The organism is Bathymodiolus heckerae thiotrophic gill symbiont, from assembly GCF_900180345.1.
Taxonomy (GTDB): Bacteria; Pseudomonadota; Gammaproteobacteria; order PS1; family Pseudothioglobaceae; genus Thiodubiliella.
In genome coordinates, this window is sequence record NZ_FXLV01000054.1 from 1 (window position 1) to 8,967 (window position 8,967).

Here is an 8,967-nt window from a genome sequence, read left to right on the forward strand (position 1 = left end):
TAAATATTTGTTGATTGTTTGTCTGCTCAATCCTGTTAATTCCTTGATTTGAACTGCGTTCAAATCAAGAGAAAAATACTTAATTATTTCTCTAAATTTCTTCTCTTAAATACGGGAACGATTTACATACTTGTTTTTTACTTTCATAACGGTACTTTAACATGATTTTAAATATGCTTAAGTTGTTATGACCCTATTTTTTTATGCATTACGGAACATTATAAGATGTTTTCAAAAACACCTAATGCCTTATTTTTTTGCACCTTGTCAAAATCAAACAATTGCCCGTTCATCGCAATATAAACACCAAATTTCTGAGTTTGCACACTACTTAGGGCAAAGCCTAAATTAAACAACGCATCCGATTGATTGATTGAATAAGGCACCATTGCCCCAAATAATACAATGGTTTTATCGTGAATATTCTTACCTAACAACTTAGCAGTTTCCACCATAGTATCCGTACCATGCGTGATTAAGATGGCATCTTCTTTGCACACAAGACATTTGGACAAAATCAACGCTCGACTATCATCCGTTATCTCTAGCGAATCTTTCAAAAACAACACTTCTGACAAGGTATCTGCCATTGAGTGCACACGATTGAGCATATCAACAAGTTGCGTCTGCTCAAATGACAACTCGCCCGTTAGAGGGTTGTATTGTTTGTCAATTGTACCGCCTGTAATTAAAACTTTGATTTTCATAATAATAAATTCAAGTGTTTTAAAACAAAACAACCGCCAAGAAAGACGGTTGTTTTGTTTACTTAGTCAATGGTTTTAAAAAATACCACTAATAGAACGAACCAAGCCATTTTCTAATGGTTTTAATGCCTCATCAAACTTTAAGTTCACCTTGTTTGCTGTGCTAACAATGCGAGTTCGATATGTCTTCCAGTTAACCTGCCCGCCCGATACATTTTGCGTCAGTTTAGCTCCAGTTCCTTGTTCAATACTGGTATTTTGTTTCTGGTTGATAACCTCACCAGCCAGCGGTCTTTCCTTAACTTGAATATCGGTAATCATAGTATAGTAAATATCTGCTACCATTGCATCGCCGATAAAACCAAGTATACCGCCTACTATGGCAGCATTATTTGCAGAGTTGCCACTACCGCCTATAGCACTACCAAGCAGTGCACCGCCAAAACCACCAGATAAAGCATCTGCTGACGCTCTTGCATCTGATTTTCCAACTTTTAAGATATTAGCTTGCAGCATAAAATTAGCCTCATCAGGATCTTGTGTTAGCGTGTAACCTCTACCAGCCAATGTATTTTTGATTCTAGCTGCAATATTTAAATCTTTGTCTGATGTATTGCGAATATTAACAAAAACCACTCTCTTCTTTTGCGATACTGGTTCTAAGAAAATTGTTGCGCTCATCTTAGTCTGAGTATCTAAATCTCCCTTCTTAATCATTGTGGTAGCGGCACAACCTGTTAAACCCATAACCACCATTAGCATTACCATTAAACCTGCTATTTTTTTCATTTCTTTCTCCAAAAAACCCTCAAAATTAGGAAGTAATTAAATGCGAGGATGATTATTTAACCACTAATTTAGACACAAAATTATACCAAATATTTATCAGCCCATCTCTATTTATTAGTCTAGCCTCTTTTGCCAAATATATCTGTGCCGATGCGCACAAAAGTTGCGCCATTTTCAATGGCCAATTCTAAATCGTGACTCATACCCATTGATAGCGTGTCTAAATTTGGATATTTTTTGAGTATGTTTGCCATTTTGGCAAAACTTTGCTTGGCATTATCGGGGTTGGGAATACACATAAAGCCTCTTAATGTGAGATTTGGTAAAGTGGAAAAATGCACAATAATGTCATCAATTTGTTTAGGGAAAATGCCTGATTTAGTCGGCTCATTGTCAATATTGATTTGCAACAAAACATTGAGTTTTGTCAAATTATCAGATCGCTGTTGATTAAGTCGTTTGGCAATTTTAAGCCTATCAACACTGTGTACCCAGTCAAAATTCTGTGCGATTTGTGAGGTTTTGTTAGATTGAATTGCGCCAATAAAATGCCAGATTAGATTTTGATTTTCTAACGCTTTAATTTTATCTAACGCTTCTTGCAGATAATTTTCGCCAAAATGGTGTTGTCCGATATCAATTGCCTGCTGTAAATCACTAATAGGCTTGGTTTTGCTAACAGCAATCAGGGTTACTTGTTGGTTTTTATCAACGGCTTTAATGCGTCGTTGGACTTGCCTTAGATTGTCTTTAATCAAAACACGGTTGTAACATCAAAAACAGGCCCATCAACACAAACTCGCTTCATTGCCACGCCTTGATTCGTTTGCACTTTTACCACACAACCTGCACAACCGCCCACTGCACACGCCATATATTCCTCCAACGAAACCTGACAAGGCAAATTATATTCTTTAGCCAAATTAGCCACTGCTTCAAGCATTGGGTGTGGACCACAAGCATATACTTCAACTTGCACCAAGTCTTCAACAGACAATGCGTCTAAATATGTGCGTGCTAGATCTGTAACAAAACCTTTAAACACCCCTTCATAGCCTTGCAAACTAGCAAGCCTACACGCCACGCCCCAGCCCTCTAGCAAAGGCATAGTGTGGCTTACTTTTGGACAAGGATTACCCATTTTGCTTAACTCTGGCGTGAATGGAAACGGCACTTCTGAGCCTAAAATAACAAACGGGTCATAATCAGTGTCTTTGATTTGCTGTGCAATCGCAATCATTGGTGGCATACCTACGCCGCCGCCAATCAACAAGGGTAATTTTTTATCAGTAAGTTTAAAACCATTACCAATCGGGCCAATAATGGACAGCACATCGCCCACTTTACGCTCAGATAATTGACGAGTGCCCTCACCCACCACCTTATAAAGCAAATCAAAAGTGCCATTTTTCGCATCCACCGACATAATAGAAATCGGTCGCCTCATTGCCAACGCATCTGAGACCGTAATATGCACAAACTGCCCTGGCTTGGTTTTTTGGGCGATACTGTCTGATGCCAGCGTTAAAATAAACTGTGCACTCTCAAATTGATAATGCGCCAGAATTTGACAATCAACAACCTGAATGGTGCTTCTATTCATCAGCAGTAATCAAAGTGCCGACACCGTTATCAGTAAACACCTCTAAAAGCACTGCATGAGAAACTCGCCCATCAATAATATGTGTAGATTCAACCCCATTTTTAACCGCCGACAAGGCGCAGCCAATCTTTGGCAACATACCGCCATGAATAGTACCATCTTTAATCAAACTGCCCACCATTTTGGCATCCAGCCCAGTCATTAACTCATCATGCTTGTTCAATAAACCTTGTGTATTAGTCAGCAAGATTAACTTCTCAGCATCCAGCGCCTCGGCAATTGCACCTGCCACTAAATCTGCGTTGATATTATAAGAAAAACCATCTTTACCCACGCCAATAGGTGCAATCACAGGAATAAAATCACCCTTAAGCAATAAATCAATCACCGAAGTATCAATCTTATCCACCTCGCCCACATGTCCTAAATCAATAATTTCAGAAGTAGGCTCAATATCATGCTTTAATTTTTTCGCAGAGATTAGGCTGCCATCTTTGCCCGTTAACCCGATTGAATGCCCGCCATGCTGATGAATCAAATTCACAATCTCTTTATTCACCAAGCCGCCTAAAACCATCTCCACCACATCCATGGTTTCGCTATCGGTTACACGCATACCGCCAATAAATTCACTTTGTTTGCCGATTTTCTCTAAAGTTTTGCCGATTTGTGGTCCGCCGCCATGCACTACAATTGGATTCATACCGACCGATTTCATCAGCACAATATCTCGTGCAAAGCTAGATTTTAGCTTCTCGTCCACCATGGCGTTACCGCCATATTTAATGACAATGGTCTTGCCTTGAAATTTTTGAATATACGGCAGTGCCTCGGTTAAAACGCTGGCAATGTTATATGCACTATCAGACATAATTGTTACTATACGAAGTTTATTAAATTACCATTTTACCAATAACCCGTGCCAAAAATCACAAAAACAATGCTTGGCAATCATTTAGAAAATCAAAGCCTTTTTGGGTGGTTTTGATATTACCTTTTTGGCTTAATAACCCCAAATCAAAACCTTTTTGTAATGGCACCTCTATGTCTTTGAGTGTTAGTCCTGTTCTTTGCATAAATAAATCGGGCTCAAAACCTGCTTTGAGCCGTAATGCGTTTAACATAAATTCAAAACTGACTTGTTCTACTGTGGTTGTTTTACTTTGATTATTCTCAATGAAATCCTTGGGTGATTTTGATTGCACTGTACGCATAATTTTATCATCTGTGGTTATCTTGCCGTGTGCGCCAGCGCCAATCCCCAAATAATCACCAAATTGCCAATAATTTAAATTGTGTTTAGCAGGTCGCTGTGAAAACGCCGACACCTCATACTGATCAAAACCCGCCTGCTCTAGTAATTGATGCCCCTGCGTTTGCATTTCCCAGTTTTCTTCTTGTGAAAGTTTTGGCGGGCATTTGGCAAAAAGAGTATTTGGCTCGATGGTTAGTTGATAAAAGGAAATATGCGCTGGATTAAGTGCAATCGCTTGCTTAACATCGTTCAAGCATTCATCAACTCGTTGCTCCTCAAAACCAAACATTAAATCAATATTAATATTATCAAATCCTGCTATTTGTGCTTGTTGCACGGTTTTGATGGCTTGATGGCTTGAATGTATCCTGCCTAAGTTTTTCAAATGCCTGTCATCAAAAGACTGCACACCAATAGATAAACGATTAACCCCCAACGCATACAATTCGCTAAATTTTTTGCCATCACTCGCGCCAGGATTGGCTTCCAGCGTAATTTCAATGTTCTTGGCAAAATCTAGCATTGTTCTCAAACCTGTAAACAACGCATTCATCGCTTCAATAGAACACAAACTTGGTGTGCCACCACCAATAAAAATCGTTTGAATTTCTCGCCCCCGCACCCAATGCAGCTGATTTTTTAAATCTGCCAACACTGCTTGCATATAAGCTATGTCATTTTCGCTGTGTTGCTGGTGCGAATTAAAATCACAATAGGGGCATTTTTTAACACACCAAGGATAGTGAATATATAGCGAAAGTGGCGGTAGAATCACAGCTGAGCAAGTAAATCTTGCAGTGCTAAAGCACGATGTGAAATCGTATTTTTAATCTCAGGTGCCAATTCAGCAGAAGTACATCCCTGTGTTGGTAAATAAAAAATAGGGTCATAGCCAAAACCATTTTCGCCAACTTTTTCACGCAAAATCTCACCCTCCCAGCCTCGCTGGATAATAACAGGCGTTGGATCATTGGCAGACTCAACAAACACAATTGCACACCAAAATCTAGCACTTCGTTTGCCTTCGTTGACATCTTGCATTGCCTTTAATAATTTTTGTATATTAGCCTCATCGTCGCCGTAATTGCCTGCATATCGTGCCGAGTAAATCCCTGGCGCACCACCAAGTGCATCAACCACAATACCAGAGTCATCTGCCAAAGCTGACAAGCCCGATTGTTCAGAGGCATTGCGTGCCTTGGTCAAGGCGTTTTCTACAAAAGTACGCCCAGTCTCAGGCACTTCTTCAACCTTCATATCGTTCATTGACACGACTTCATAAACGCCTTCAAGCATGGCATTAAACTCTTTAATTTTTCCTTGATTGTTGCTGGCTAAGATGATTTTTCGCATAGTGTATAATGATTTATCAATTTAAATTATTCAAAAAAGATTATGACACAAGATGAAATGAAACAAGCGGTAGCAATTGAGGCATTAAATTATGTCGTTGAAGATACTATTATAGGCGTTGGCACTGGCTCAACGGCTAATTTTTTCATTGATGCTTTGGCAACAATGAAAAACAAAATAAAAGGCACAGTGGCAAGTTCTGAGGCAACAGCCCAGCGATTAAAATCACACGGTATTGAAGTGTTTGATTTAAATGATATTGAGAAAATGTCAGTTTATATTGATGGCGCTGATGAGTCAGACGATGGGCTTAACCTGATTAAAGGTGGTGGCGGTGCGCTCACTCGTGAAAAAATTGTAGCCAGTGTGGCAGATAAGTTTATCTGCATCGCAGATGAATCCAAACTGGTAGGTGTGATGGGCAAATTCCCTTTGCCTGTAGAAGTCATCCCAATGAGTGCGAACTATGTCAGCCGTGAGATTGTTAAAAGAACAGGTGGCACTGTGCAATTAAGAGAGTTCACCACCGATAACGGCAACTTAATTTTAGATGTTAGTAACTTAAAAATTACCAACCCAAAAGCATTAGAAACTGAATTAAACAGTATTGTTGGTGTGGTAACTAACGGCTTATTTGCCAATAGCCCTGCGGATGTTTTATTACTTGGCACGCCAAAAGGCGTTCGTGTAGTTACGGCTTAGATAAATCTAGAATTTGCTGTAAGTCGCCAATCTTGGCGTTAATAATATCGTATAAATCTTGAGAGCGTACCAGCGTTTTTGCACGCTGATAATGTCCAATCGCTTTTTTTAATTTACCTTGCACAATCAATGCTTTCGCACTTTGAATGTGTGAGCGCCCAGCATCCCCTTGCTTTAAATACAAATACGCCAAAAGTTTATAAGACTCATAACTGCCCTGATTTGTTCTCAAAAAAGGCTTTAAAATTGCAATACCCAAACGAGGCTGTTGATTATCCAAATACGCTTTAGCCATATAATACACATTCGCTTCATCGCCTGCATTATGCTTACTAAAATATTGCTGTGCCAGCTCAATATCTCCTAACTGAGATGCAATACGCCCCGCTAAAATATAACTGGATTTGTCACTATTGATTGCCAATAACTTATCACTATACTGTTTAGCAGCTTGATAATCTTGTTTATCAAGCGCCTGATAAGCCTGCATATAATAAACAATCGCCTTGTCTTTTTCAAGTTTAATCCGCTGATGTTGTTGATAATATAATTTGGCTTTAACTGTTATATATTCAAAAGAATCTTTTTTATAATTGCCTGAACCACGCGCTGATCGTTGCAAACTGTCGGAAATACGGTTGATACTTAGCGGATGTGATTGCAAAAACTCTTGTGCATTGGCACTGTCTTTGAGTTTTTTGAAAAAATTTGCCATTCCTTGCGGATTAAAGCCAGATTTTTTCAGTATAGAAGTACCAATTCGGTCTGCCTCCCACTCATGCTCACGGGTAAAATTAATATTTTTCTGTAGTGTGCCTGCGATAGCAGAAGTGAGAACAGCTTCTGATGCCTTTTTGTTGTCCACCAATACTGCTGCTAATACACCTGCCAACATCAAATAAGACTGCTTACCTGCCTTCTCAGAAAACCGCTCAAGATGATTTTGGGTAACATGGGATATCTCATGCGCGAGCACACCTGCCAACTCAGACTCAGAATCTGAACTCAGTAACATTCCCGTATGCACACCGATATAACCATATGCACCAGCAAAGGCATTAATGCTGCTGTCTTTTAAGATAAAAAATCCAAAATGTTTGCGGGGATTTTCACTATAAGCTGCCAATTCATACCCCAGTTTTTTTAAATAAATCGCCATTTCAATGTCAGACACAACTGAGCCTGTATCCCAAATTAATTGTAAAAATTCCCTACCTCGTTTTTTTTCATCTAACGATTCCGACAACAATAGCTCTGGAACACTTGATGCAAAAACAAAAAATGGGGCTAAGAGTAAGGGTAAAAAAAACTTTATCATGGGATGGTATTATATTTGACTATTCAATAGTGAATGATATAAAATAGTCAAACTTATTAGATAATTCTAGTATGTATTTAATTTAATATAACAAACTACAAGGAGTTCACAATGGCTGACGAAACTTTAGACGCATCAGGCTTAAACTGCCCATTACCAATTTTAAAAACTAAGAAAGCACTTTCTAAAATGGATACTGGGAAAATCTTAGATGTAATTTCAACTGATGCAGGTTCAGTAAAAGACATTGAAGCTTTTTGCAATCAAACAGGCAACAAACTTATCTCAACAGTAGAAGACGGCGGTAAATATGTCTTTACTATTGAAAAAGCTTAAAATAGAAGTTTAAACAGGGAGGTTTATTGTGTCAGACAACAAAAAAATGACGATTATCGCTACTAAAGGTACTTTTGATTGGGCGTTTCCCCCTTTCATTATCGCCTCTACTGGCGTAGCAATGGATAAAGAAGTTACTATCTTCTTTACTTTTTACGGACTTAATCTTTTACTCAAGGATACTTCTAAACTGCGCGTCTCTCCTATGGGCAATCCTGCCATGCCAATGAAACTCCCTATGGGGCCTAAATGGTTACAAAAAATTGATTTTGGTCCTAAAATCCCAAACATCTTTTGGTCTTTGCCATTCACAGAGCATTTAGCAACTTATTTAATGAAGAAAACCATGAAGAAAAATGGTGTTGCTAAATTAGACGAATTGCGTGCTATGTGTCAGGAATTTGATGTTAAATTTATTGCCTGCGAGATGACAGTTGATTTATTTGGCTACAACAAAGACGATTTCATTGATGGCGTTGAATTTGCAGGTGCAGCGACTTATTTTGATGAATGTGATGGCTCAAACCATAACCTTTATATGTAAGTAGAGACCTTTGCATAATTCATAATTCCCCATCCTATTTTCAACCCTTGCAATTTTTCAAAAAAAAATAGCTCAAAATTTCCGTATTTTTCCATAAAAATCTAAAAAACACCTTGTTTGTCTGATTTTTTTAGCCTTATTTCTCTCTTTTTAGCCTTTTTTACTCACTGGATGTAATAATCCCTTAGGCTTTTTAATCGCTGCATTTCTTTAAAAATATTCATGCCAGTTTTAAGGTTATGACTCATGGCAATCAGTTGTACTCTGGTTTTGTTTCTCTCTAGTCCAAGGTATCTTGCCTTGCCTAAACCGTGATGAAGTTTTAGCAAGCCAAAAGTGCGTTCTACGATATAACGAATG

12 protein-coding genes and 1 pseudogene are annotated in these 8,967 nt (G+C 38.6%); 3 read left to right on the top strand and 10 right to left on the bottom strand.

Annotation, left to right across the window (positions count from 1 at the left end; genetic code table 11):
- From CRYPD_RS06585 to rdgB, 8 genes and pseudogenes are all read right to left on the bottom strand, one after another.
- Positions 1–147 (bottom strand): annotated as a pseudogene (locus CRYPD_RS06585) (IS1595-like element ISBaz1 family transposase); the annotation flags it as partial.
- Between the two features lie 71 nt (positions 148–218).
- On the bottom strand, positions 219–707 hold the full coding sequence (locus tag CRYPD_RS06590) for an asparaginase domain-containing protein (protein WP_138146799.1): 489 nt from the start codon (positions 705–707) through the stop codon (positions 219–221).
- A 75-nt stretch (positions 708–782) separates the two neighbouring features.
- Positions 783–1,496 carry a complement resistance protein TraT gene (locus CRYPD_RS06595; RefSeq protein WP_138146800.1) on the bottom strand — a complete coding sequence of 238 codons (714 nt, stop codon included), beginning with the start codon at positions 1,494–1,496 and terminating at the stop codon, positions 783–785.
- Between the two features lie 119 nt (positions 1,497–1,615).
- Entirely contained in the window at positions 1,616–2,254 is a 639-nt protein-coding gene (locus CRYPD_RS06600; protein WP_138146801.1) for a YggS family pyridoxal phosphate-dependent enzyme, read from the bottom strand.
- Positions 2,251–3,099, bottom strand: a complete 849-nt coding sequence (locus CRYPD_RS06605) for a dihydroorotate dehydrogenase electron transfer subunit (protein ID WP_138146802.1) — start codon at positions 3,097–3,099, stop codon at positions 2,251–2,253. The genes CRYPD_RS06600 and CRYPD_RS06605 overlap by 4 nt, the downstream gene beginning before the upstream one ends.
- Positions 3,092–3,970, bottom strand: coding sequence for an acetylglutamate kinase (gene argB, locus CRYPD_RS06610; protein WP_138146803.1), 879 nt, complete (start codon positions 3,968–3,970; stop codon positions 3,092–3,094). The genes CRYPD_RS06605 and argB overlap by 8 nt, the downstream gene beginning before the upstream one ends.
- Before the next feature lie 58 nt (positions 3,971–4,028).
- On the bottom strand, positions 4,029–5,129 hold the full coding sequence (gene hemW / locus CRYPD_RS06615) for a radical SAM family heme chaperone HemW (protein WP_138146804.1): 1,101 nt from the start codon (positions 5,127–5,129) through the stop codon (positions 4,029–4,031).
- Positions 5,126–5,707 (bottom strand): RdgB/HAM1 family non-canonical purine NTP pyrophosphatase, encoded by a 582-nt coding sequence (gene rdgB, locus CRYPD_RS06620; RefSeq protein WP_138146805.1) that lies wholly within the window; start codon positions 5,705–5,707, stop codon positions 5,126–5,128. Before rdgB ends, hemW begins: the two co-directional genes overlap by 4 nt.
- 42 nt (positions 5,708–5,749) lie before the next feature.
- Between rdgB and rpiA the strand changes: the two genes are divergently transcribed.
- Entirely contained in the window at positions 5,750–6,409 is a 660-nt protein-coding gene (gene rpiA / locus CRYPD_RS06625; RefSeq protein WP_138146806.1) for a ribose-5-phosphate isomerase RpiA, read from the top strand.
- Here the strand turns inward: rpiA and CRYPD_RS06630 are convergent.
- Positions 6,399–7,727: a M48 family metalloprotease gene (locus CRYPD_RS06630; RefSeq protein WP_138146807.1), complete on the bottom strand. Its 1,329-nt coding sequence runs from the start codon at positions 7,725–7,727 to the stop codon at positions 6,399–6,401. The two genes, rpiA and CRYPD_RS06630, sit on opposite strands and share 11 nt — an antisense overlap.
- Before the next feature lie 111 nt (positions 7,728–7,838).
- Between CRYPD_RS06630 and CRYPD_RS06635 the strand changes: the two genes are divergently transcribed.
- A complete protein-coding gene (locus CRYPD_RS06635; RefSeq protein WP_138146808.1) occupies positions 7,839–8,063 on the top strand; it encodes a sulfurtransferase TusA family protein in 225 nt (74 codons plus the stop codon).
- A gap of 28 nt (positions 8,064–8,091) precedes the next feature.
- A complete protein-coding gene (locus CRYPD_RS06640) occupies positions 8,092–8,607 on the top strand; it encodes a DsrE/DsrF/DrsH-like family protein (protein WP_138146809.1) in 516 nt (171 codons plus the stop codon).
- Between the two features lie 164 nt (positions 8,608–8,771).
- Here the strand turns inward: CRYPD_RS06640 and CRYPD_RS06645 are convergent.
- Positions 8,772–8,967 (bottom strand): transposase (locus CRYPD_RS06645; RefSeq protein ID WP_171004370.1); only part of this gene is annotated, 196 nt, incomplete at its 5' end.

What these genes read in the sequence shown, in the direction of transcription:
- CRYPD_RS06590 (WP_138146799.1), bottom strand. Translation starts at nt 707, where the DNA reads ATGAAAATCAAAGTTTTAATTACAGGCGGTACAATTGACAAACAATAC.
- CRYPD_RS06595 (WP_138146800.1), bottom strand. Translation starts at nt 1,496, where the DNA reads ATGAAAAAAATAGCAGGTTTAATGGTAATGCTAATGGTGGTTATGGGT.
- CRYPD_RS06605 (WP_138146802.1), bottom strand. Translation starts at nt 3,099, where the DNA reads ATGAATAGAAGCACCATTCAGGTTGTTGATTGTCAAATTCTGGCGCAT.
- argB (WP_138146803.1), bottom strand. Translation starts at nt 3,970, where the DNA reads ATGTCTGATAGTGCATATAACATTGCCAGCGTTTTAACCGAGGCACTG.
- rdgB (WP_138146805.1), bottom strand. Translation starts at nt 5,707, where the DNA reads ATGCGAAAAATCATCTTAGCCAGCAACAATCAAGGAAAAATTAAAGAG.
- rpiA (WP_138146806.1), top strand. Translation starts at nt 5,750, where the DNA reads ATGACACAAGATGAAATGAAACAAGCGGTAGCAATTGAGGCATTAAAT.
- CRYPD_RS06630 (WP_138146807.1), bottom strand. Translation starts at nt 7,727, where the DNA reads ATGATAAAGTTTTTTTTACCCTTACTCTTAGCCCCATTTTTTGTTTTT.
- CRYPD_RS06635 (WP_138146808.1), top strand. Translation starts at nt 7,839, where the DNA reads ATGGCTGACGAAACTTTAGACGCATCAGGCTTAAACTGCCCATTACCA.